This window comes from Flavobacterium tistrianum, assembly GCF_003254545.1.
GTDB lineage: Bacteria > Bacteroidota > Bacteroidia > Flavobacteriales > Flavobacteriaceae > Flavobacterium > Flavobacterium tistrianum.
Window position 1 is genome coordinate 21,272 of record NZ_QJRH01000062.1, and the last position, 23,589, is coordinate 44,860.

The following is a 23,589-nucleotide window of genomic DNA, read 5'->3' on the forward strand; positions in this document are numbered from 1 at the left end:
CACAGATTAAAAGGATTTTTGAATGGCTTTGTATAAATTTATTCGCCACGAATTCACGAATTATTTTAAATTAAAATTCGTGAATTCGTGGCGAATAAAAATCTCTTTAATCTGTAAAATCTGTGGCTATAACCTAAGTATTCGAAGTATTATTCTTAATCTCTCGAACTTCTCTTTTCAATTCTAAAAGCAAATCTTTCATTGCACCCGTTTCTGTCGTTTCTTGTTTTTTATCAGAGCGGCCGATATTACATTCGTATTCCCATATTTCCAAAATATCAGAAGCTTTCACTTCATAATTTGGATAAAAGCTGTTGTCAGATTCTAAAACCAAAGAGTTTTTTTTGTTTTTATTGAGACGCTTATACACCATTCCTTCATTCTTAGTAATAAGAATATAGGTTTTGCCGTCCATCACCTCTCCCAGCTTTTCTACGTAACGACCAATAATAATAGAGCCATCTTCGTGTGGAGGCATTGAATCCCCTTCAACGGGAAATCCGCGATGTTTTCCAGGCCCTAAAAACGGAAGTGTAATCTGCTGTAAACTTTCAATATATTCTGGATCAGCATATCCATTTAGATAACCTGCTTTTGCTTTTTGAGATACAATTTCGATATAATTTTCTCCAAAACTATCCACTTGAATCGGTAAAATAAGTCGATTGCCTTCTAGTTTTATCAAATTTTGCACATCAATTTTACGTATATCGACAGATAATATCAAGTCAATACTCATATGAAAATATAATGCAATCTTCTTTAGAATATCATACGGCGCTTCCGAAGTTCCATCTTCGTATTTCACGTATCTTCCTCTGGTAATGCTAAGGTTTTCAGCTAATTTCTCTTGTGATATTTTATGCTTAACCCTTAATGCTCTGATGTTGTCTGAAAATAAGGACATAATAAATTTGTTATAATTTGGAACAGCAAATATACATAAAATGTTCTAATCTGTACTAATTTTGTTTCATACAAAAACAAAAGGAAAAATGGCACGGGCAATTGTACATATGGATTTGGATACTTTTTTTGTATCCTGCGAAAGACGCACCAACTCTGAACTCAATGGGATTCCGCTTATTATAGGTGGCGGAGACCGTGGTGTTGTGGCATCTTGTTCGTATGAAGCGCGCAAATATGGAGTGCGTTCTGCGATGCCAATTCGTATGGCATTGAAACTTTGTCCAGATGCAAAAGTCATGAAAGGCGACATGGAATTGTATTCTCAACTGTCTCATGATGTAACCGAAATTCTTCAGGAAAAAGCACCCGTTTTAGAAAAAGCCAGCATTGATGAATTTTATATGGACATTACTGGAATGGACAAATTTCATGGCAGTTATAAATGGACCAATGAATTGGCGCAAAAAGTGATTAAAGAAACTGGGCTGCCCATTAGTTTTTCATTATCCATCAATAAAACGGTTTCTAAAATCGCTACAGGCGAAGGCAAACCTGTTGGCAATCTTCAAATTCCAGAACAAGAAGTGCAGAACTTTTTGAATCCGCTTTCGATTCAAAAAATCCCAATGGTGGGTGCCGTAACTTTTCAGCTTTTGTCTCGAATTGGTGTTCGTAAAATTCAGACTTTGGCAGAAATGCCCGCTGAGGTATTACAGCAGATGATTGGCAAAAATGGTTTAGAACTTTGGAAAAAAGCCCACGGAATCGATCACACTCCTGTTGAACCTTATACAGAAAGAAAATCAATTTCGACCGAAACGACTTTTTCGCAAGACACCATTGATCTTGCAAAACTGAGAAGAATATTATTAGGAATGGTCGAAAAGCTGGCGTTTCAGCTTCGTGCCGAACAATGGCTAACTTCGACTGTTACGGTCAAAATTCGTTATGCCAATTTTGATACCGAAACCAAACAATGTCGAGTTGCCTATACTTCTGCAGATCATGTTCTGACCAAAAATGTAATAGAACTTTTTGAGAAAGTCTATCAGCGTCGTATGCGTCTGCGCTTGATTGGTGTTCGCTTTAGCGGATTGGTGCGCGGAACGTATCAAATTGATCTTTTTGAAGACACTCAGGAAATGCTTTCGCTTTATGCTGCTATGGATAAAATGAAAAGCCGTTATGGTTTTGATGCCGTAATGCGCTGTGCCGGGGCGCACTTTAAACCCAATACTAAAGACGAAATTTTAAAACGCAAGAAATAATGTATCTCAATTGTCATTCTTATCATTCATTACGCTACGGCACGATTCCGCTTAAGGAATTGATTGACGAAGCTGTTTTGTATGGTATAAAAGCACTGGCATTAACGGATATTAATACTGTAACAGGAATTTATGATTTTATAAAAGCTTGCCAAGCAGAAGGAATCAAACCTTTGATTGGAATGGAATTTCGATGCAATCATGAATTCCGATATATTGGTCTGGCTAAAAATTCAGAAGGACTAGCTGAAATGAATCGTTTTTTAACGGAATATAATTTCAGCGGAGAAATTCTGCCTTTACGAGCTCCTGAATTCAAATCGGTTTTTGTGATTTATACTTTGGAGAATGCTCCAGAAACACTTCATAAAAATGAATTTATCGGAGTTCGTCCTGAAGAAGTTTCAAGTCTTCTGACTTCAAAACATAAAAATAAAATCTCCAAAATGGTGATTTTACAGCCTGTAACTTTTAGAAATAAAAAAGAATACAATCTGCATAAAGTGCTTCGTGCTATTGATACGAATATTATTCTATCGAAACTTACAGAAGCAGATTACTGCAAAGTTTCTGATGTAATGAAACCTGTAGAATCAGTTCTGCCTTTTTATGAAAAATATCCTGAAATTATTTTAAATACACAGCGCATTATTGACGATTGTAATTTTCAATATGACTTTTCAGTTAAAAGAAATAAAAAGTTCTATACTGAAAACCGTCAGCAAGATTTAGAAAAACTGACCGAATTGGCATGGGAAGGATTTGAAAAACGTTACGGAAACAAAAATATTGAAGCAAAAGCTCGCGTAGAAAAAGAATTAAAAGTAATTGACGAATTAGAATTCAGCGGTTATTTTTTAATTACTTGGGATATTATTCAATATAGCAATAGCCAAGGTTTTATGCACATTGGTCGTGGAAGCGGTGCCAACAGTATCATCGCTTATTGTTTGGGAATTACAGATATCTGCCCTATCGAACTTGATTTGTATTTTGAACGTTTTCTAAACCTCAACCGAAAAACACCGCCGGATTTTGATATCGATTGGAGTTGGCAGGAACGTAATACCATTTTGGAATATATCTTCGAAAAATACGGTAAAGATCATGTTGCTTTTTGCGGTACAAACGTCGAGTTCAAATACCGTTCTATTTTTAGGGAAGTCGGAAAAGTTTTTGGTCTTCCTAAAGAAGAATTAGATCTTCTGGCAAAAAATCCAGAAGAACTTCATCCAACCAATAAAATTGTAAAATTGGTTCAAGAATACGGACAAATGATGGGAAAATATCCCAATCAACGCAGTATGCATGCGTGTGGAATTTTGATTTCTGAAGAACCAATCACGAATTACACGCCTCTGGAAATGCCTCCAAAAGGCTTTCCAATTGTACTTTTTGATATGCATATTGCAGAAGAAATTGGTTTTGACAAATTTGATATTCTAAGTCAACGCGGTATCGGACATATTGATGACAGCGTAAAATTGATTGCCAAAAACCGAGGAATAAAAGTGAATATCCGTGACACTTCAATTTCTAAAGATGAAGCCGTTTGCAATTCTTATTTAGCAAAAGGAGATACAATTGGCTGTTTTTATATCGAAAGCCCTGCTATGCGTGGATTATTACGCCGACTGAATTGTGACAATTATAAAATTCTTGTCGCTGCATCTTCCATTATTCGTCCTGGAGTTGCACAATCAGGAATGATGAAAGAGTATATTTTTCGTCATAATAATCCAACCCAGTTTGAATATTTTCATGAAGTTTTCAGAGAACATCTTGGCGAAACGTATGGTATTATGGTATATCAGGAAGATGTGATTAAAATCGCCCAACATTACGGCGGACTTCCCGCTCCTGACGGCGATATTCTCCGCCGCGCCATGTCTGGAAAAGGGAGATCTCTTGAAGCTTTACAGAAAGTAAAAGATAATTTCTTTGCCAGTTGTGCTCAAAAAGGACATCCATTGACGTTAAGCCAGGAAATTTATCGTCAGATCGAATCTTTCGCAGGATATTCTTTTTGCAAAGCACATTCGGCCTCTTATGCGGTTGAAAGCTATCAGAGCTTGTATCTGAAAGTTAATTTTCCTGTTGAATTTATGACGGCGGTTATCAACAATCAAGGCGGATTTTACAGAACCGAAGTTTATGTACACGAAGCGCGCATGTCTGGCGGAACAATTCATAATCCGTGTGTGAATAAAAGCGAATATCAGACCACTTTGTATGGCACTGATATTTATCTTGGTTTTATGCTCATCCAAAGTCTGGAATCCAAAATTGCACATTTAATCGAATCGGAAAGAGAAAAAAATGGCGAATATCTTTCTTTGGAAGATTTCATAAATCGGATTCCAATAGGAATTGAAGGCGTTAAAGTTCTGATTTTCATTGGTGCATTTCGTTTTACAGGAAAAACAAAAAACCAGCTTTTAATTAGTGCTAGTTTACTTTTAAACAATTTTAAGCCCGAAAATAGAAATCTAAAACTTTTACAGGAACCCGTCAAAGAATATAAACTTCCAACATTGGAACGCTCTGTTTTTGAAGATGCTTTTGACGAAATTGAACTTTTAAGTTTTCCAGTTTCATGCACTGTTTTTGATCTTTTACAGACCAAACACCGCGGAGATATCATGGCAAAAGATTTAGTGAAATATCATAAAAAACAAGTTAGAATGCTGGCTTATCTCATTTCCAGAAAGCACGTTCCGACCAAAAAAGGAACCATGTATTTTGGAACTTGGATTGATCACGAAGGCACTTATTTTGATACAGCTCATTTTCCTGATAGTTTAGAAAAATATCCATTTCAGGGCGGAGGCTGTTATCTTTTGTTAGGAAATGTTGAGGTTGATTACCACTTTCCTACCATCACGATTCTCAAAATGGCCAAAATGCCTTTTATTCCAGATCCGCGTTACATGGATTCTAAAGATCAGTACAGAACACAAAGTCAGATAAAGGAAGATGTTAGTTTGACACATCGAGCGCCTTATCCGCAGGGACATGAAATTAATCTTCCGAGACATCGAATGAAGTTTAATTCTTAAGCGATGAAAAAAATTGCTCGCAAAGGCGCGAAGACGCAAAGTTTTTTCTTTTTAAGTTTTTAAATAAAACTTTGCGACTCTGCGCCTTTGCGAGATTAAAAAACAAAGAATAAAAATGAGCCAGACTCTAATGTATGTTAAAAAATTAAATAACTAAAGAAGAACTTACGTTATATAAAGATGAAAAATACAGAATATGCTATAGTCGATATTGAAACCACAGGCGGAAATGCCAGTGGAAGTCGCATTACAGAAATTGCGATCATTATTCATGATGGTAAAAATGTACTGGATCGTTATGAAACACTGGTAAATCCTGAACAGGACATTCCTCCTTCTATTTTTGGATTAACGGGCATTAATAACGAAATGGTAGCCAATGCACCAATCTTTGATGACATTTCTGAGAAAGTTCTCGAAATGCTTACTGATCGTATTTTCGTTGCTCATAATGTCAATTTCGATTATTCATTCGTTCATCATCAATTAGAGCAAGCAGGTTTTAAATGGTCGGCCAAAAAACTTTGTACGGTTCGCGCTGCCAGAAAAATCAAACCTGGTTTAGGATCTTATAGTTTAGGAAATCTTTGCAATTCTTTGAATATCAATTTAGAAAATAGACACCGTGCCGGTGGAGATGCAGATGCTACTGCCCTATTATTTTCTCTTTTATTGGAATGGGATGATGCTGGGGAAATTGAAAAAATGATCAAAAAAACAGCACAAGATCAGCGCCTGCCTCCTAATCTTCCGCCAGATGATTTTAATAATCTGCCAGACAAACCAGGCGTTTATTATTTTTATAATCAGGCGAAAAAAGTGATTTATGTTGGAAAGGCAATTAATTTAAAAAAACGAGTAACATCACATTTTACAGGGAACAATATCAATCCGCAGAGACAGCATTTTTTAAGAGATATTCACGGAATTTCTTTTGAAGTCTGCGCTACCGAATTAATGGCACTTCTTTTAGAATGTACAGAAATCAAAAAACTTTGGCCTACTTATAATAGAGCTTTAAAACGATTTGAAGCCAAATTTGGCATTTACCAATATGAAGCCCGAAATGGCTATAAATATCTTGCCATAGGTAAAGTAAGCAAGTTTCAAGTCTGCATTCATGAATTTAGCAGTTTGCATGAAGGCATCAATTTACTTCGAGACCTTGCCGAACGTTTTGAAATTGATCATCGTTTCTGCAAATATTCAAAATCTGAGGAAGGAGAATTTTTCTACAATAATAATTTACAAAGTCTACCCGATGCTATAATGCATAATGCACAAGTCGACAATGCGATTGATTATCTCTTAAACAACAGACCTTCTTTTGCCATAATTGACAAAGGAAAATCAAAAGAAGAACGCAGCTGCATTTGGATTGAAAACGGGCATTTTTATGGTATGGGATATCTTCCTTCAGATGTTTCGATTCACGAACCTTCAGAAGTAAAAAACTATGTCACACCTTATAAAAGCAATCAATATATTGAACAGTTGATTTTTTCTTATGCAGAAAAGCATCCTAGAAAAGTATTCTTTAAAAAGCATTTCTTAGTCTAAAATCAAATTAGAAAAAAATAGAGCTGTAAAAAATCAAAATTATGACACTATTTACCGACACCGAATTATTTACCACTGGACATGGAGGTAAAAAAATATTTGATCTTCCGGATTGCGAACTAATTCTGATTGAGAACTTTTTTAGCAAAGAAGAATCGGATTCTTTTTATGAAAGAATACTACGCAAAACCAAATGGAGAGAATATGAAATGGAAATTTATGATAAAACCTATACCGTTCCTAGAATGATTGCGTGGTACGAAGATAAAGACAACGAAGGAGCAGATCCAAACGGACCTGACTGGACCTATGAATTATTAAAAATCAGAAGTCGTGTGGAGAAAGAAACTCAGCTCGATTTTAACAGTCTTCTGTTAAATTTATACCGAAACGGAAAAGATGGCGTAGGCTGGCACAGCGACCGAGAAGACAAGTGCGGTAAAGATCCGATTATAGCTTCAGTTACTTTTGGAGAAACCCGAATGTTTAAACTTCGCCATAAATTCAGAAAGGATATTCCGCTAGTTGAAATTCCGCTTCATCATGGTTCTTTCTTACTCATGGCGGGGACTACCAATAGTTTTTGGCAGCATCATGTGCCCAAAACAGCACGAAAAGTTTTACCTAGAATAAATTTAACTTTTAGGCAAACGCAGCGTAATACGTAATGCATTCAGAACTAAAAACTAGCTGATTTATTAGCTCAATCTTGACGAAGAAAATTCTGTCGAAAAAAGTTAAAATACTGATTGTATGAACGTTTTATTAGGCTGAACCTTCCTTTTTTACTATTTTTGCAACCTTTTAAAAAAATATAATACCGCAATGGCTTATTCAAACAACGATTTAGCGCGCTTCCTAGATGCACAAAACAAACTTTATCTTACTGCTCTTTCTGAAATAGGAAAAGGGAAAAAAGAGACGCACTGGATGTGGTTTATTTTTCCTCAAATTAAAGGATTGGGTAAAAGCGATACAGCAAATCTTTATGCCATTAATGATTTAAAAGAAGCTTCAGATTATTTGGAACATCCTATTTTAGGAAAACATTTAATTGAAATTTCAGAATTGCTATTAACCTTTAAAATGAAATCGGCTGATGGAATTTTTGGTGATTTAGATGCCCGAAAATTGCGTTCTTGCATGACTTTGTTTTCTTTAGTAGAAAATGCAAATCCGATATTCCAGGAAATTCTGGAAGCTTTCTTCTCTGGAGAAAACGATCCACTTACTTTGTCTATTATTAATTCAACTATAAAATCTGTTGATGAACCAGTTACACTATAACTCGAGTTTACAACGATTATTTACATTTAAAAGACACTAATTTTAGTGTCTTTTTTTTGTTTGCACTTATATCATTTGCTAAAATCAAGACCTTAATTTGTTTATTTAAAAATAATTAGCATTAACTTGCATAATCAACCTCAAATCTAAACCAAATTATGAATGAAAAAATCAGAACTTTACAAATCATCCATTTTGGCATTTGCGCCGGAACAATTATCGCGTATTTCATTGTAGGAGATATTTCATTAGAAACACTAAATATTCCTGCTATTGATTCTAATTCAATATTATATCTTATTATTCCAGTTCTTGCCTTTGTGTTAAGCAGCATATTATTTAAGGCACAATTAAAACAGATTGACCCGAAACTAAAACTCGAAGACAAACTTCCTGTTTACCAAACTGCTTCTATTATGCGATGGGCCGTTCTTGAAGGCGCCGCCTTTTTGATATTATTTATAAAACCCGAATTTATCCTATTCGGAATACTTCTCATTGTTTATCTTATTTATTTAAGACCTACCGAAGAAAGAATTACCAATGATTTATCTAATTCTTAAAACCTATAAGACATAAAAAAAGCATCTTGAAAATCAAGATGCTTTTTTTGTTTCAATTGAAACTAAAATATTATTCAGCTGGTTTTGTTAAATAATAAACAGGAATTCCAGTTAACATAATTAATACTCCCCAGCCACAGGTTGAGAATTTTGTAATTAATAACGAAATGCAAATCGCTGATGCTACAACAATATACAACATTGGTAAAAATGGATATCCAAATGCTTTATAAGGTCTTTCTGCATCTGGCATCTTTTTTCTTAGAATAAAAATTCCGTAGATGGTCAGGATGTAAAAAATCAATACAATGATAATTACAAAATCAAGCAAGTCGCCGTATTTCCCCGTCAAGCACAAAGCCGAAGCCCAAATACACTGCGCCCAAAGTGCCCAAGCAGGAACACTCGAACTATTTAAAACAGCTGCTTTTTTGAAAAATAAACCATCTTTAGCCATCGTATAATATACCCTCGCGCCCGCCATAATTAATCCGTTGTTGCAGGCAAAAGTCGAAATCATAATCATAATTGCGATAATCAGTGCTCCGATATTTCCAAAAATATAATCTGATGCCACAACTGCAACACGATCAAATTTTGCTGTTGCTATTTCATCAAACGGAACGACAGCCAAATACATAAGATTTGTCACAACATAAAGAGAGGTTACTATAAAAGTTCCTAGAAACAAACTTAGACCGACATTTCGCTTCGGATTTTTAATTTCGCCTGCAATAAAAGTCACACCGTTCCAAGCATCGCTAGAGAATAATGATCCAACCATTGCTGCGGAAATTCCAGAAATCAAAGCAGTTCCGCTAATTGGCAACCATGATCCGCTTTCTTTGTCAAATGTTCTTGTGCTCCATCCGTCAGCCCAGTTTGCATCCCAAATTGAAGCTTTTGCAGCAAGCGTTAATCCAAAAACGACTAAGCCAAGTAGCGATAAAATTTTAATTATTGTTAAAACGGTCTGCAGAATTTTTCCGTTTTTTACACCACGACTATTTATAAAAGTTAAGATGATAATGGTCAAAATCGAAACGAGCTGAGCAGCATTCAGTTTAAAAGCTCCAAGTTCGTAAAGAATATTTTCATCACTCAGAGGTTCATACAAATAAGCAGCAAATTTAGAAAAAGCCACTCCTACAGCTGCAATCGTTCCAGTCTGAATAACTGCGAAAAAACTCCAGCCATACAAAAAGGCAATCAGTTTGTTGTAAGCTTCTTTCAGGTAAACATATTGCCCACCTGCTTTTGGAAACATGGCGCTCAATTCGCCGTAACTAACAGCTGCGACAACTGTAATAAATCCTGACAAAAGCCAAATTAAGGTAAGCCATCCTGCTGAACCTACTTGTCTGGCGATATCGGCGCTTACAATAAATATCCCGGATCCGATCATAGAGCCAACCACAAGCATGGTTCCGTCTAAGAGTCCGAGTTCTCTTTTAAAATGTTCTTGGTTGTTTTCTTGCATTTTTATTGGTTTTAGGTTGGCTAAAGATATACTTTTTTCCGATTCATTAATATTGAGATTTTATATTTGAGATTTCAGCATTTACAATTCTTTTATATAATTTTCCCTAAAACCTCGAGCATAGTTATTTTTTGTAGTATTTTTACTCAATTATTTTAAAGTAAAATATTATGAATTCATTTAAGAATGCTGTTGTGCTTTTAACGGGAGCTGGTGGCGACATAGGCAAAGCTTTCATTGACGAGTTATTAATGCGAGATGTTTCAAAATGGCAACACATGTTTTTACTCAATCGATAAGAGAAGATTTAGATCAATACAACATTAAAGTTTTTGGAATATATCCTGGATATATTGACTCAAAAATGTCCGCAGATGTAGAACTTGATAAAATCTCCCCTGCAACATTGGTTAAAAACATTTGTGATGATATTAATTTAAATAAATACAACATTTTTCCTGATCCAATGTCTATCGCATTTAAAAACAGCAATAAATTAACCTTAGATTACCTGTAATCTATCCATTTCTATTACAGAAAAACTTATCAGGGAACTTTAAAATAATTTTTAACTTTTATATATTTCATTTTCTAGGAATTGCCTAATGAAAAATAAAGAACTCGGAAAAAATGGAAGAAATAATCAATAAAATTGCTCAAGACAAAATGGATTTCAATATTGGTTTAGAACTACTTTTGGCTAAGCATAGTTTTGACGAGATTTTTAGAACACTTCAAGTTTATATTTTAAACTCTATTCCAAATAAAACCGATTATAATTCAGAAACTTATCAAAGAGCAATAAATACTATTCCTCTAAAACCAACTTATACGCCAATTGTAATCTTAAAAAGTTTTTCCACTAAAATTGCTTTCAATAAATTGGCTTCATTGCCCAAAAATGAAAATAAAAAAGTAATAGTCTCTTTACTTTGGATTTTTAAAATTACAGATACAGAAAGAAGAAATACAGAATGCAAAAATGGTTGTGGTCATTTTTGGCATGAACTTGACTAGAGATTCTTAATAAACATATTAGCTTTCAAGCTAAATGAGATGAACTATATCTTTCTTTTGAAGCAAAAGAAATTTTCCTTAATTTTAAAAGAAAAACAATATCATGACTTGGGATCCAAAAAAATACAACGAATTTAAAGAAGAACGTTCTAAACCTTTTGATGATCTAACAAGTCATATTATTGATAAACCTAATCTAAAAGTCTTAGATCTCGGATGCGGAACGGGTGAACTTACCCAAAAATTGCATCAAAAACTAACTAATCCGTTTGTTCTTGGTATTGATAATTCTGCCGAAATGCTAGCAAAAGCTCTTATACAAGAAAATCTTGAATTTAAAGAAAAAACAATTTTAGAGCAGATTGAAGATGAAACCAAATGGGATTTGATTTTTTCCAATGCTGCTTTGCAATGGGTTGATAATCATAACGAACTTTTTCCAAAAATTATCTCTCATATAAACCCAGGTGGACAGCTTGCGGTTCAGATGCCACAGCAAAATGAAAATATTTTGAACAAAATACTTTTAAAACTTGTTCAAGAAGAACCTTTTGCAACGTATCTGAAAAATTGGTCGCGCCCTTCTCCAGTATTGACTTTAGATGAATATGCAAAAATCCTGTTCGAAAATGGCGGTACAGATTTGGTTTTATATGAAAAAGTTTACCCTATAATTTCTCATAAAAAGGATGATTTTTTCGACTTCATTTCAGGTTCTGCGCTGACAGTTTATCAAGAAAGATTAGGAAAACAAGAATTTATAGCATTGACAACCGAATTCAAAAAAAGAATATACGCTTATTTTCCTAGAGTACCGTCTATTTACGCCTTTAGAAGATTGATTATTTATGCTAAATTTTAATCAAACGATTCAAGTTCACAAATAACAAAACCTTAAACAAAAACAAGGTTTTTTATTTTCCATTTTAACTCACTCTATATTTTATTTTTTCTTCTAAAATGGAATTAAGAACTCATTTCCTTAGTTTTAAAATAAGACAAAAATACCACTAAAAAAAACACAACAAATTAACCAACAAACACTTAAACAAAAACAATTGAAATAAAAATATTTTTGTTTAGATAGTATCTTTTTTGCTAAAATCATAAGATAAATTTTATTATATTTGAGAGAATGATTTTGCAATCCTTTATAAATAGCAAAATACATTAACAAGTGTTTAACGAAAATATGAATTAAATTCCTCCATAACTTTTTATTCATACTTGCAAAACACGCAAAACAGGCACATTTTATCAACCTACTAATTTTAAGATTATGTCTAAATTGCAAGCTTTAAAAAATTTTCGTTTTCCAAATGTTTTCATTCTTATTTTAATAGTATTCATTTCATGTGCATTATTAATATGCATCAATTTTTTCACTATTAAAATCTTATCAGCCAATAGAGCTTACGTAAATGGAGAATCGCATTATTCGAAAGGGCAAAAAGATGCATCTAGACATTTAATAACCTATTTATTTACCAAAAACCACGCTCAATGGAAATTATATCTTGAAGAATTAAAAGTTCCTCAAGGAGATGGTATTGCAAGGGTTACGCTCTTGAAAGCCGGAGACAACGAAATTGCCAGAAAAGGATTTTTAACTGGGCGAAACAATGAAGATGATTTAGATGATATTATATGGCTATTTGAAAATTTTAAAAATGTAGACTTTTTGGCTAAAGCCATAAATGAATGGGGACAAGGAGATAAATTAATTTTTGATTTGTTTGTAATTGGCCAGCAGATTAACGCCAAAATCGAACACAATATATTAACCGCCGAAGATCAGAAAAAATATTTAAAAGAAATAAGCGCAATAAGCGATCGATTAACAATTAACGAACGTAATTTTTCAAACACATTAGGGGAAGGAACTCGAAAAATAAAGGATTTATTAATTATTACAAATATCTTTTTCATTCTGGTTATAGTTTGCAGTGTTTGTCTTTATTATTCTATAATGGTAAAAAGGCTATTGGTTTCGAAAAAAGAAATTGAAGTGAAAAACGAAAATCTTGTTATCGTAAATCGCGAATTGGACCGATTTGTTTACAGCGCATCACACGATTTAAGATCTCCTATTACATCATTAAAAGGCCTTATCGAGATAACAGCATTAGAAGATGATGTGGAACAAGTTCGAAATTATTTGCAAATGATGCATCAGAGCCTAGCAAGACAAGATCAGTTTATTAGCGATATCATTGATTACTCCAAAAACAAAAGAAAACAAATAATAATGGAGCCTGTGAGCCTGAAAGAATTGTGCAATGAAGCTATTCTACAATTAATGCATATTGAAAATGCGAATAGAATTAAATTCACACAAGAACTATTGATCGATCATATTGAAAGTGATGGTCTTCGTTTAAAAATTATTATCAACAATCTGCTTTCAAATGCTATTAAGTATGCAGATTGCAATAAGCCAGAAATGTTTATTACGATAAAAACTTATTTCAGTGAAGGCTTAAACAAGCTTGAAGTGACAGATAACGGAATCGGAATTCATGACGATTATAAAGCTAATATTTTTGATATGTATTTTGGAACAAACAAAAACAAAGGTTCTGGCTTAGGTTTATATATCGTAAAAGAAGCAGTTGAAAATATTAGAGGAGATATTTCTGTTTTTTCAGAAAGTAGTGTTGGAAGTAAATTTATAGTAACAATACCAAATTCGTATGCCGTATAAATCTCAATTTATAATTATAGAAGACAATTTGATAGATCAATTTGTCACTAAAAAGCTATTGAAAAAAGGGCTTGATATTAATCCTGTTTATATTGCTAATAATGGAAAAGAAGGTATGAACTGGATTGTAAAAAACCAAAATCAAAATCCATTGATCATTCTTTTAGACATTCAAATGCCTGTTATGAATGGTTTTGAATTTTTGGAAGAGTTTGATAGACTTCCTGAAGAAGTAAAAGAAAAAATTGAAATTTTTGTGCTTTCTTCTACTTTAGATAGTGATGAAATCAAAAAGGTAACAGAAAATAAATACGTGACTGATTTCTGGAACAAACCTTTTAGATTAGAAATATTGAAAAATGCTTTTCTTTCAGTTTAATTCAAAATGCGGTTTACTTGAGAAAAAGCTCTTGTATAATATGGTTCTTTTGTTGAAGAAATCATCACACCGCCATGAGTAGATGAATGTACAAATTTAATCTCACCATCAACATTTTCAACAACCATACCTACGTGGTTTATATGGCGTCTACCGTTTGTTCTAAAGAAAATTAAATCTCCTTTTTGCGCTTCGTCCGAAGCTACTTTTGTTCCTATTCTAGATTGTTCTATCGAACTTCTTGGCAGTTTGATATCAAAATTTCCAAAAGTGCAAAACATCAATCCTGAACAGTCAAAACCAGCTTTTGTTGTTCCGCCTGAACGATAACGCGTCCCGATATTTTCAGTTGCACTTGCTATAAGCCTATCGATCAATTCTGAATAATTTCCTGTTCTAACATAGGAAGAATCTTTTTTAATTTCAGGTGATGTTTCTGCTATTTGACCCGATGAAGCATCTGTCTGTAAATTAGTTTCTTGTAAAGCCTTTGCAGCCTGAATCGCATCTGCTTTTTCCTTTGGAATACGAATTTTCAACAAATATCCAACAGGCACTTTACCTTTAATTGATGGATTCTGACGTTCCAACTCTGCAACTGTAATGCCGTATTCTTTAGATATCCCGTATTTTGTTTCTTTTGATTTAACTTCTCTAAAAAACTCCACATCTGTCGAAACTACTTCTGAATTAACTGGGGTTTCGCTTGGCGAATTAATATTTGAAGCTACGCTATTTGAAGGAATATTTATTTGTTGTCCTATTTTTAAACCTTCGGTTTCCAGCGATGGATTTGCTTTCTTTAATTCATCGACAGAAACATTATACTTTTTAGAAATTCCCCAAAGCGTTTCTTTTGAAGCTACTTCGTGAGTGCCAGAAGCAGGTATAGAAGAGGTATTATTATCTGCGACTTCAACACTTTTAGTTTTTGTCTTTGCAGTGTTTTTATTTTTGTTTGGAATTAAAAGTGTAGAGTTTAGTTTTAATATTTTAGGAGCATTTGGATTCGCATCTGCAATATCTTTTACTTTTACCCCATATTTTTTAGCAATAACAGAAAGATTATCTCCTTGTGAAATTTTGTGCTTAATAAAATTATCTTGCGCAAATGCTCCAACACTGAAAAAAAACAATACCATTATTAACCTGTAAACCATACTCTCTTTTTTAAAGTTTTTACAACTTTTTCTATATTATACATTAATACCAACTCAAAAAAGACAAATATATTGCCTAAAAAGCGAATTTAACTTTTTAAAGTAAAAAAACCTGTATTTTTAACAATTAATTTACCTCATGTTAACAGCCTCGGCATAGAAATTGAGCCAACTTTTTGAAAAGCAGTTTTTTACATATTGATCTATTTTTAAAAAGTTTTTTAATGATAAAACCAAAGAAATGACAAAAAAAATACTTTTGTTTTTTATCTTAATTCCTTTCTTTTCTATTTCACAAAATATAAGCGGTGAAGTAATTTCTAAAAAAGATAGCATTCCTATTGAAAACACCAATGTATTTGCATTATCAAGCAAAATGGGAACTATAACAGATCGAAACGGAAAATTCTCTTTAAAACTGATTCCACAATTTAAAGATGAAGAAATTTTAGAATTCTCTCATATTGGTTTTACTAACTTAAAAATTCGTTTAGAAGATCTAAGGAAAGCAAAATTTACTATTTTTCTAGTCAATCAAGTTGAAAACTTATCTGAATTGACAATTAATGCCAATCATCAATTAAAACTACAATCTAAACTGGCTTTTAAGAAATTAGCTCCTATAAAATTTCCTATCTTCTCTTTTGGATCATTTTTAAAGAACGACAAAATTTATATTATAGGAGGAAATGGATCACGTGAAGTTGATTCGTGGAAAAAAGTTACCGCAGAAAAAGTCGACCCTACATTAAAAGATTTTCAAGATGAATTAAGCCGAAATTCGACTTTTCAATTTTATAAAGGAAATTTTTTAATATATGACATTACTGCTGATTCTTGGGAAGACTCTCCTATAAAATTTATAAAAAGAGCACATCACAATGTGCATTTATATGAAAACTCAGTTTACGTTTTAGGCGGAAAAAGAATTTCTGCAAATGGAAAATTTGAATACCTGCAAGATCAGATTGAAGTTTTAAATCTCAGCAATCAAACTATAAAAATCGACAATACTAATCCGCATCAAGCTGCAGATTTTGCTTCCTTTACCTACAAAGACAACATTATTATAATGGGTGGTTCTGTAAAAATGACTGAGAGCGGCAAAAAAACTTTTACCAACAAAGCACACTTATACAACATTGGCTCTGGCTATTGGTACGAACTGGACAATATGCCAATTGCAAAAGAAACCACAGGAATTTTAATTGATGATAAAATATATCTTATTGGAGGATATAATGGACATTCTCTTCCTGAAATTGAAACTTTTAATCTAGTTACACAAAAATGGCAGATTGAAGGCGAATTATTTTCGGGATTAGAAAGACCGGCAATAACTTATCACAACAATATCATTTATTTTTTCGAAGATGGAGCACTTTATACCTATCAATTAAAAACAAGACAGCTGGCAGAATACAAGATTGAGTTGGAATTAAAATTTCCTGCTATGCATTTTTATAATGATAAACTTTATATAATTGGAGGCTATAACCATACTGATTATTCTAAAACTCCTTCTGCAAATACTTATAGCATTTCAATAGATGAATTTAAAAAAACAAAACCAAATCGGGTTAAAACTTTAGAAGAAAATTCAATTAAAGTTAATTAATAATAAAAAAACGCTCTGTTTTCACAGAGCGTTTTTTATCACTATAATCGAATGAAACATTAAGCTTTTCCAGCAGCAATTAAATTCAATGCAGAACCTGCAACAAACCAACCAATCTGACCTTCGTTGTATGTATGGTTTGCCAAGATAATATCTTTTGTACCATCTGCGTGAACAAATTCTAATGTTAGAGGTTTGCCAGGAGCAAATTCTGTTAAATCTAAGAAGTTAATAGTATCATCTTCTTGGATTTTATCATAATCTGCTTCATTTGCAAAAGTCAACCCTAAAAGACCTTGTTTTTTAAGGTTCGTTTCATGGATACGAGCAAAAGATTTTACCAATACCGCTTTAACACCTAAGAAACGTGGTTCCATAGCTGCATGCTCACGAGAAGAACCTTCACCATAGTTATGATCTCCCACCACAATAGATGGAACTCCAGCTGCTTTGTAAGCACGTGCAACTGCTGGCACAGCATCATACTGTCCCGTCAATTGATTTTTAACTGAGTTTGTTTTTTGGTTGTAAGCATTTACAGCTCCTATCAGCATATTGTTTGAAATGTTATCTAAATGTCCGCGGAAACGCAACCAAGGTCCAGCCATAGAAATATGGTCAGTCGTACATTTACCAAATGCCTTGATAAGTAATTTAGCACCTGTAATATTTTTTCCATCCCAAGCATCAAAAGGAGCTAATAACTGTAAACGCTCTGAAGTTGGATTCACCACTACTTGAACATTTGATCCGTCTTCAGCTGGAGCTTGGAATCCTGGATCTTCAGCGTAGAAACCTTTAGCAGGAAGTTCATCACCTGTTGGCTCCTCAAGCATTACCTCTTCACCATCTTCGTTGATTAATGTATCTGTTAACGGATTAAAACCTAAATCACCTGCAATAGCCAAAGCCGTCACCAATTCAGGAGAACCCACAAAAGCTAAAGTATTTGGGTTACCATCGGCACGTTTTGAGAAGTTACGGTTGAAAGAGTGCACAATAGTGTTTCTTTCTTCTTTTTCTGCCCCTTCTCTATCCCACATACCAATACATGGCCCGCATGCATTTGCAAATACTGTGGCATTGATTTTATTAAAAGTATCGATAAATCCGTCTCTTTCTATTGTAGAACGCACTACTTCAGAACCTGGAGTTATCGTGAATTTCGCTTTCGTTTTTAAGTTTTTTGCAGCCACTTGTTTTGCCAAAGAAGCAGCACGAGAAATATCCTCGTAAGATGAGTTTGTACAAGATCCGATCAAACCATACTGAACTTGTAATGGCCAGTTATTTTTGATTGCTTCTTCTTTCATTTTAGAAATCGGAGTAGCCAAATCTGGTGTAAAAGGACCATTTAAATGTGGCTCTAAAGTAGATAAGTTGATTTCAATTACTTGATCAAAATATTTTTCTGGATTAGCATATACTTCTGGATCTCCAGTTAAGTAAGGAGCGATTTTATCTGCTGCATCTGCAACATCTGCTCTATTTGTAGAACGAAGGTAACGCCCCATTGAATCATCATAACCAAAAGTCGAAGTTGTAGCTCCAATTTCAGCTCCCATGTTACAAATAGTACCTTTACCAGTACAAGACATTGCTTTTGCACCTTCCCCAAAATATTCTACAATTGCTCCAGTACCACCTTTTACAGTAAGTATACCAGCAACTTTAAGAATAACATCTTTTGGAGCTGTCCAGCCTGATAATTTACCAGTTAATTTAACTCCAATTAGTTTAGGAAATTTAAGTTCCCAAGCCATTCCAGACATAACATCTACAGCATCTGCTCCACCAACACCAATAGCGACCATTCCTAAACCACCTGCATTTACAGTGTGAGAATCGGTACCAATCATCATTCCACCTGGGAAAGCATAATTTTCAAGCACTACTTGGTGGATAATTCCAGCACCTGGTTTCCAGAAACCAATTCCATATTTATTAGAAACTGACGACAAGAAATCAAAAACCTCATTACTTTGAGTTTTTGCTCTAGCCAAATCTGTTGCAGCATCAACTTTTGCCTGAATCAAATGATCACAATGAACCGTTGTAGGTACTGCCACTTTAGATTTACCTGCATGCATAAACTGCAATAAGGCCATTTGCGCTGTTGCATCTTGACACGCTACGCGATCTGGTGCAAAGTCAACATAATCAATTCCTCTTCCAAACGCCTTAGTGGGATTTCCATCCCAAAGGTGATTGTATAAAATTTTCTCTGTTAAAGTAAGCGGACGTCCAACAATTTCACGCGCTTTATCAACTCGCGCCGGCATGTTTTCGTACACTTTTTTAATCATTTCGATATCAAAAGCCATAGATTTTTTTGTTTTTATTATTCTTTTTTGAACATGACAAGTTACAAAAAATAGAACAATTATTACTAAAAAAGCCCGAGTTTTATGACTCAGGCTTTTAAAATATTATTAAATAATCGTTTGATTACATAACTAACTGTTTGTTAGATGGAGCAAACTTAGTTAAGTTAATACCATCTACTGCTGCAGTATATTCTTCAATTGTCGGAGTTCTACCTAAGATTGTTGAAAGAACAACAACCGGAGTAGAAGAAAGCAATGATTCTCCTTTTTTACCTTCAGCATCTTCTACAACTCTACCTTGGAAAAGACGAGTAGATGTTGCCATTACCGTATCTCCTTTAGCAGCTTTTTCTTGGTTACCCATACAAAGGTTACATCCTGGGCGCTCTAAGTACAACATGTTTTCGTACTCTGTACGTGCTGCCGATTTAGGAGCATTATCGTCAAATTCGAAACCTGAGTATTTTTGTAAAACTTCCCAGTCACCTTCAGCTTTTAATTCATCAACAATGTTGTAAGTTGGAGGAGCAACTACAAGAGGTGCATTAAATTCCACTTTTCCTGTTTGTGCTTCAACGTTTTTCAACATTTGAGCCAAGATTTTCATATCTCCTTTGTGAACCATACAAGAACCAATAAATCCAAGATCTACTTTTTTCTCTCCACCATAGAAAGATAATGGTCTAATAGTATCGTGAGTATAACGTTTAGAAACGTCTTTATTATTAACGTCTGGGTCAGCGATCATTGGCTCAGCAATTTGATCCAAGTCAACTACAACTTCAGCATAATATTTAGCATTTGCATCTGGAGTTAAAGCTGGTTTTTCGCCGGATTTAATTTCTGCAATTCTCTTATCTGCTTTATTGATTAATCCTTGAAGAACTTGTCTTTCGTTGTCCATTCCTTTATCAATCATGATCTGGATTCTGCCTTTAGCAATTTCCAATGATTCGATCAAAGTGTCGTCTTCTGAAATACAGATAGAAGCTTTAGCTTTCATCTCTGCAGTCCAGTCTGTAAATGTAAACGCTTGGTCAGCTGTAAGAGTTCCGATGTGAACCTCGATAATTCTTCCTTGGAAAACGTTCTCACCATTAAATTGCTTAAGCATTTGAGCTTGAGTAGCGTGAACCACATCACGGAAATCCATATACCCTTTCATATCTCCTTTGAAAGTCACTTTTACAGATTCCGGAATTGGCATAGATGCCTCTCCTGTAGCCAATGCAAGAGCAACAGTTCCTGAGTCAGCACCAAATGCAACACCTTTAGACATTCTTGTATGAGAGTCACCACCAATAATGATTGCCCATTCGTCTACAGTAATATCATTAAGTACTTTATGAATTACGTCTGTCATTGAGTGATAAACACCTTTCGGGTCACGAGCCGTGATAAGACCAAAGTTGTTCATAAACTTCATTAATTTAGGAATATTAGCCTGAGCTTTTTTATCCCAAACAGAAGCAGTATGACAACCAGATTGGTAAGCACCATCAACAATTGGAGAAATAACCGTAGCCGCCATAGACTCTAGCTCTTGAGCAGTCATAAGACCTGTAGTATCTTGAGAACCTACAATGTTTACTTCTACACGAACATCAGATCCAGCATGCAACACTTTCCCTGGAGCAATACCAACAGCATTTTTGTTGAAGATTTTTTCAACTGCAGTCAAACCTTGTCCCTCGTTAGAAATTTCTTTAGATGGAGCAAATACTGCAGGAGCTTGAATATCTAATACTTTAGCTGCGAAAGTCTGAAGTTTTTTACCGAATACAATTGCATACGATCCTCCAGCTCTAATAAATTCTTTCTTTTGAGGAGTAAATGATCTAGAAATGTCGATTAATTCCTCATCACCGTTGTATAATTTTTTAGTTTGTGTATTGATCGTTAAAACCGTTCCTGTAGCAACCGAATAAGCTTGCTCAAGAATTGGCTCGTTGTTTTCATTCAATACTGGTTTTCCGTCTGCATCTAATTTTTTAACCCAGTTTTTAAGGTCAATTCCAATACCTCCAGTTACATCAACTGTAGTAAGGAAAATTGGAGAAATACCATTTGTACCTCCAACAATTGGTGCAATATTTACGAATGGAACGTATGGGCTAGCTTGTTTTCCAGTCCAGAGTGCTACGTTGTTCACTCCTGACATACGAGAAGAACCAACTCCCATTGTACCTTTTTCAGCAATTAACATCACACTAGCATCTGGATGTTTTGCTTGAAGCGCTTGAATTTCCTTTTGCGCTTCTGGAGTAATCATACATTTTCCGTGCAACTCACGATCTGAACGTGAGTGAGCTTGATTTCCTGGAGATAATAAATCTGTAGAGATATCACCTTCTCCAGCAATATAAGTAACAACTTTAATTTCTTCAGCTACTTCTGGAAGTTTAGTAAAGAATTCAGCTTGCGCATAACTTTCTAAAATTTCTTTAGCAATTGCATTATCATTTTTGAAAGCTTCTTTCAAACGATCTGTATCAGCATCGTAAAGGAAAACTTGTGTTTTAAGAACATCTCCTGCTTGTTTAGCAATTGCAGAATCATTTCCTAAAGCCAAATCTAACAACACTTCAATTGAAGGTCCACCCTTCATGTGTGATAATAATTCAAAAGCAAAAACTGGAGTAATTTCTTTAACTACAGATTGACCTAAAATAATTTCTTTTAGGAACTTAGCTTTTTCACCGGCAGCACTTGTAGTACCTGGTAAAGTATTGTAAATAAAAAACTTAAGAGAATCTTCGCGGTATGCGTTATCAACATCTTTAATTTGGGCAATGATTTCGCTTAATAATTCAGCTCCATCGATTGGTTTAGGGTGTAACCCTTGATTTTTTCTTTCTTCAATTTCTTGAAGGTAATCCTGATAAATATTCATAATAAAAGCGGATTTATTTTTTTGAGGCAAATTTAAGCATTAAACACGATAATTAAAAAAAATTTAATAGAACAAGGCTTTTCAAAAATTATTATTGCTAAAAAACGATTTTCACTGCTTGTTTTTGCCAAAAAATCAGTTTTATATTAAAATAATGAATTATTAACATTTAAAGATCTTTTCTTTAACAAAGTCGAAATTCGATGTTAGAAAGTAAGTAAGTTTTTACCTCTTTTTTCAAGAAGAACCTTTCTAAATAAGCAATTATAACGTTATAGTTGATCTTTTTGATGTCTTTTTGAACGATCATCAATCGATTTTAAATTCTAGCCAAAAACAAAAAATCCTGATAGTTACTATCAGGATTTTTTAATATCTAATTTTAGAAACTTACATTAGTTTTTTAATAATAACTTCTTCAGTTATCCCTTCTGCATCAGCTTTATAATTTTTAATAATTCTATGCCTCAAGATACCTGTTGCAACAGCTTGAACATCTTCAATATCTGGTGAAAATTTTCCGTTGAATGCAGCATGTGCTTTTGCAGCTAAAATTAAATTTTGCGAAGCTCTTGGCCCTGCCCCCCAGTCTAAATAATTCTTTACGAGATCATTAGTCAAACTATTGTCTGGACGTGTCTTGCTTACTAATGTTACAGCATACTCAATAACATTATCTGCAACTGGAATTCTACGGATTAAATGCTGAAAATCGATAATTTCCTGCGCATTAAACAGCGGATTAATTTCGGTCTTAACATCAGAAGTAGTTCTTTTTACTACTTGAACTTCCTCTTCAAAAGTTGGATATTCTAATTTAATCGCAAACATAAAACGGTCTAACTGAGCTTCTGGCAACGGGTAAGTTCCTTCTTGCTCTATAGGATTTTGAGTAGCCAAAACAAAATAAGGTAAATCTAATTTATGATGCTGTCCTGCAATAGTTACCGATCTCTCTTGCATTGCTTCTAATAACGCGGCTTGAGTTTTTGGTGGCGTTCTGTTTATCTCGTCAGCTAGAATAATATTAGAGAAAATTGGTCCTTTAATAAATTTGAAGTTTCTATTTTCATCCAAAATTTCACTTCCTAAAATATCAGAAGGCATCAAATCTGGCGTAAACTGAATTCTTTTAAAATCTAGCCCTAAAGCCTGAGACAAAGTATTTATCATTAAGGTTTTTGCCAAGCCTGGAACTCCAATTAAAAGCGCGTGGCCTCCAGAAAATATACAAAGTAAAATTTGGTCTACAACGGCGTCCTGCCCTACAATGATTTTCGCTATCTCTTTTTTTAATTCGTTTCTTTTTTGAACTAAATTGTGAATTGCTGTTACGTCAGACATTTATGAATGTATTTAAAATTA

At 34.0% G+C, this 23,589-nt stretch carries 19 protein-coding genes; 13 read left to right on the forward strand and 6 right to left on the reverse strand.

The features are described 5' to 3' along the window. Nucleotides 1-133 precede the first annotated feature (133 nt). Complete coding sequence (locus tag DMB71_RS04650) at nt 134-907, reverse strand: XRE family transcriptional regulator (protein ID WP_111364091.1); 774 nt, start codon at nt 905-907, stop codon at nt 134-136. Nucleotides 908-995: 88 nt separating this feature from the next. Between DMB71_RS04650 and dinB the strand changes: the two genes are divergently transcribed. The 6 genes from dinB (at nt 996) to DMB71_RS04680 (ending at nt 8,646) form a co-directional block, all read left to right on the forward strand. Next, a complete protein-coding gene (gene dinB, locus DMB71_RS04655; protein WP_111364266.1) occupies nt 996-2,177 on the forward strand; it encodes a DNA polymerase IV in 1,182 nt (393 codons plus the stop codon). Further along, nucleotides 2,177-5,236, forward strand: coding sequence for a DNA polymerase III subunit alpha (locus tag DMB71_RS04660; protein WP_111364093.1), 3,060 nt, complete (start codon nt 2,177-2,179; stop codon nt 5,234-5,236). The genes dinB and DMB71_RS04660 overlap by 1 nt, the downstream gene beginning before the upstream one ends. Before the next feature lie 180 nt (nt 5,237-5,416). Then, entirely contained in the window at nt 5,417-6,796 is a 1,380-nt protein-coding gene (locus tag DMB71_RS04665; RefSeq protein WP_111364095.1) for an exonuclease domain-containing protein, read from the forward strand. Nucleotides 6,797-6,837: 41 nt separating this feature from the next. Then, nucleotides 6,838-7,464, forward strand: coding sequence for an alpha-ketoglutarate-dependent dioxygenase AlkB family protein (locus DMB71_RS04670; protein WP_111364096.1), 627 nt, complete (start codon nt 6,838-6,840; stop codon nt 7,462-7,464). Between the two features lie 157 nt (nt 7,465-7,621). Beyond that, a complete protein-coding gene (locus DMB71_RS04675) occupies nt 7,622-8,083 on the forward strand; it encodes a DUF1810 domain-containing protein (protein WP_111364098.1) in 462 nt (153 codons plus the stop codon). A 158-nt stretch (nt 8,084-8,241) separates the two neighbouring features. After that, entirely contained in the window at nt 8,242-8,646 is a 405-nt protein-coding gene (locus DMB71_RS04680) for an MFS transporter (RefSeq protein WP_111364099.1), read from the forward strand. Nucleotides 8,647-8,716: 70 nt separating this feature from the next. Here the strand turns inward: DMB71_RS04680 and DMB71_RS04685 are convergent, their stop codons facing one another. Next, the gene (locus DMB71_RS04685; RefSeq protein WP_111364101.1) at nt 8,717-10,126 is read right to left on the reverse strand and encodes an APC family permease; all 1,410 of its coding nucleotides are present in this window, start codon (nt 10,124-10,126) and stop codon (nt 8,717-8,719) included. Between the two features lie 170 nt (nt 10,127-10,296). Here DMB71_RS04685 and DMB71_RS22220 point away from each other — a divergent pair, with 170 nt between their 5' ends. From DMB71_RS22220 to DMB71_RS04710, 6 genes are all read left to right on the forward strand, one after another. Continuing rightward, complete coding sequence (locus tag DMB71_RS22220) at nt 10,297-10,425, forward strand: hypothetical protein (protein ID WP_262510403.1); 129 nt, start codon at nt 10,297-10,299, stop codon at nt 10,423-10,425. Next, complete coding sequence (locus tag DMB71_RS04690) at nt 10,395-10,643, forward strand: Rossmann-fold NAD(P)-binding domain-containing protein (RefSeq protein ID WP_111364102.1); 249 nt, start codon at nt 10,395-10,397, stop codon at nt 10,641-10,643. Before DMB71_RS22220 ends, DMB71_RS04690 begins: the two co-directional genes overlap by 31 nt. 113 nt (nt 10,644-10,756) lie before the next feature. Further along, complete coding sequence (locus DMB71_RS04695) at nt 10,757-11,143, forward strand: DUF5958 family protein (RefSeq protein WP_111364104.1); 387 nt, start codon at nt 10,757-10,759, stop codon at nt 11,141-11,143. A gap of 103 nt (nt 11,144-11,246) precedes the next feature. Next, the gene (locus DMB71_RS04700; protein ID WP_111364105.1) at nt 11,247-12,005 is read left to right on the forward strand and encodes a methyltransferase domain-containing protein; all 759 of its coding nucleotides are present in this window, start codon (nt 11,247-11,249) and stop codon (nt 12,003-12,005) included. A 417-nt stretch (nt 12,006-12,422) separates the two neighbouring features. Continuing rightward, nucleotides 12,423-13,847 (forward strand): sensor histidine kinase, encoded by a 1,425-nt coding sequence (locus DMB71_RS04705; RefSeq protein WP_111364107.1) that lies wholly within the window; start codon nt 12,423-12,425, stop codon nt 13,845-13,847. Then, nucleotides 13,837-14,226, forward strand: coding sequence for a response regulator (locus tag DMB71_RS04710; RefSeq protein ID WP_111364109.1), 390 nt, complete (start codon nt 13,837-13,839; stop codon nt 14,224-14,226). The genes DMB71_RS04705 and DMB71_RS04710 overlap by 11 nt, the downstream gene beginning before the upstream one ends. Here the strand turns inward: DMB71_RS04710 and DMB71_RS04715 are convergent. Further along, complete coding sequence (locus DMB71_RS04715; RefSeq protein ID WP_111364110.1) at nt 14,223-15,386, reverse strand: C40 family peptidase; 1,164 nt, start codon at nt 15,384-15,386, stop codon at nt 14,223-14,225. The two genes, DMB71_RS04710 and DMB71_RS04715, sit on opposite strands and share 4 nt — an antisense overlap. Nucleotides 15,387-15,627: 241 nt before the next feature. Here DMB71_RS04715 and DMB71_RS04720 point away from each other — a divergent pair, with 241 nt between their 5' ends. Next, nucleotides 15,628-17,004, forward strand: a complete 1,377-nt coding sequence (locus tag DMB71_RS04720; RefSeq protein ID WP_111364112.1) for a Kelch repeat-containing protein — start codon at nt 15,628-15,630, stop codon at nt 17,002-17,004. 59 nt (nt 17,005-17,063) lie between these two features. On the opposite strand, the gene DMB71_RS04725 is transcribed toward DMB71_RS04720, so the two are convergent. The 3 genes from DMB71_RS04725 to DMB71_RS04735 all read right to left on the reverse strand — a co-directional run bounded on the left by DMB71_RS04725 (nt 17,064) and on the right by DMB71_RS04735 (nt 23,568). Further along, nucleotides 17,064-19,328, reverse strand: a complete 2,265-nt coding sequence (locus tag DMB71_RS04725) for an aconitate hydratase (protein ID WP_111364114.1) — start codon at nt 19,326-19,328, stop codon at nt 17,064-17,066. A 124-nt stretch (nt 19,329-19,452) separates the two neighbouring features. Further along, nucleotides 19,453-22,224, reverse strand: coding sequence for a bifunctional aconitate hydratase 2/2-methylisocitrate dehydratase (locus tag DMB71_RS04730; RefSeq protein WP_111364116.1), 2,772 nt, complete (start codon nt 22,222-22,224; stop codon nt 19,453-19,455). 390 nt (nt 22,225-22,614) lie between these two features. Continuing rightward, nucleotides 22,615-23,568 (reverse strand): AAA family ATPase, encoded by a 954-nt coding sequence (locus DMB71_RS04735; RefSeq protein ID WP_111364118.1) that lies wholly within the window; start codon nt 23,566-23,568, stop codon nt 22,615-22,617. Between the last annotated feature and the right edge of the window lie 21 nt (nt 23,569-23,589).

Coding starts and splice junctions, on each gene's coding strand:
- DMB71_RS04725 (WP_111364114.1), bottom strand. CDS start 19,328: ATGGCTTTTGATATCGAAATGATTAAAAAAGTGTACGAAAACATGCCG.
- DMB71_RS04735 (WP_111364118.1), bottom strand. CDS start 23,568: ATGTCTGACGTAACAGCAATTCACAATTTAGTTCAAAAAAGAAACGAA.
- DMB71_RS04665 (WP_111364095.1), top strand. CDS start 5,417: ATGAAAAATACAGAATATGCTATAGTCGATATTGAAACCACAGGCGGA.
- DMB71_RS04700 (WP_111364105.1), top strand. CDS start 11,247: ATGACTTGGGATCCAAAAAAATACAACGAATTTAAAGAAGAACGTTCT.
- DMB71_RS04710 (WP_111364109.1), top strand. CDS start 13,837: ATGCCGTATAAATCTCAATTTATAATTATAGAAGACAATTTGATAGAT.
- DMB71_RS04650 (WP_111364091.1), bottom strand. CDS start 907: ATGTCCTTATTTTCAGACAACATCAGAGCATTAAGGGTTAAGCATAAA.
- DMB71_RS04660 (WP_111364093.1), top strand. CDS start 2,177: ATGTATCTCAATTGTCATTCTTATCATTCATTACGCTACGGCACGATT.
- DMB71_RS04675 (WP_111364098.1), top strand. CDS start 7,622: ATGGCTTATTCAAACAACGATTTAGCGCGCTTCCTAGATGCACAAAAC.
- DMB71_RS04705 (WP_111364107.1), top strand. CDS start 12,423: ATGTCTAAATTGCAAGCTTTAAAAAATTTTCGTTTTCCAAATGTTTTC.
- DMB71_RS04730 (WP_111364116.1), bottom strand. CDS start 22,224: ATGAATATTTATCAGGATTACCTTCAAGAAATTGAAGAAAGAAAAAAT.
- DMB71_RS04690 (WP_111364102.1), top strand. CDS start 10,395: ATGGCAACACATGTTTTTACTCAATCGATAAGAGAAGATTTAGATCAA.
- DMB71_RS04720 (WP_111364112.1), top strand. CDS start 15,628: ATGACAAAAAAAATACTTTTGTTTTTTATCTTAATTCCTTTCTTTTCT.
- DMB71_RS04715 (WP_111364110.1), bottom strand. CDS start 15,386: ATGGTTTACAGGTTAATAATGGTATTGTTTTTTTTCAGTGTTGGAGCA.
- DMB71_RS04685 (WP_111364101.1), bottom strand. CDS start 10,126: ATGCAAGAAAACAACCAAGAACATTTTAAAAGAGAACTCGGACTCTTA.
- DMB71_RS04680 (WP_111364099.1), top strand. CDS start 8,242: ATGAATGAAAAAATCAGAACTTTACAAATCATCCATTTTGGCATTTGC.
- dinB (WP_111364266.1), top strand. CDS start 996: ATGGCACGGGCAATTGTACATATGGATTTGGATACTTTTTTTGTATCC.
- DMB71_RS22220 (WP_262510403.1), top strand. CDS start 10,297: ATGAATTCATTTAAGAATGCTGTTGTGCTTTTAACGGGAGCTGGTGGC.
- DMB71_RS04670 (WP_111364096.1), top strand. CDS start 6,838: ATGACACTATTTACCGACACCGAATTATTTACCACTGGACATGGAGGT.
- DMB71_RS04695 (WP_111364104.1), top strand. CDS start 10,757: ATGGAAGAAATAATCAATAAAATTGCTCAAGACAAAATGGATTTCAAT.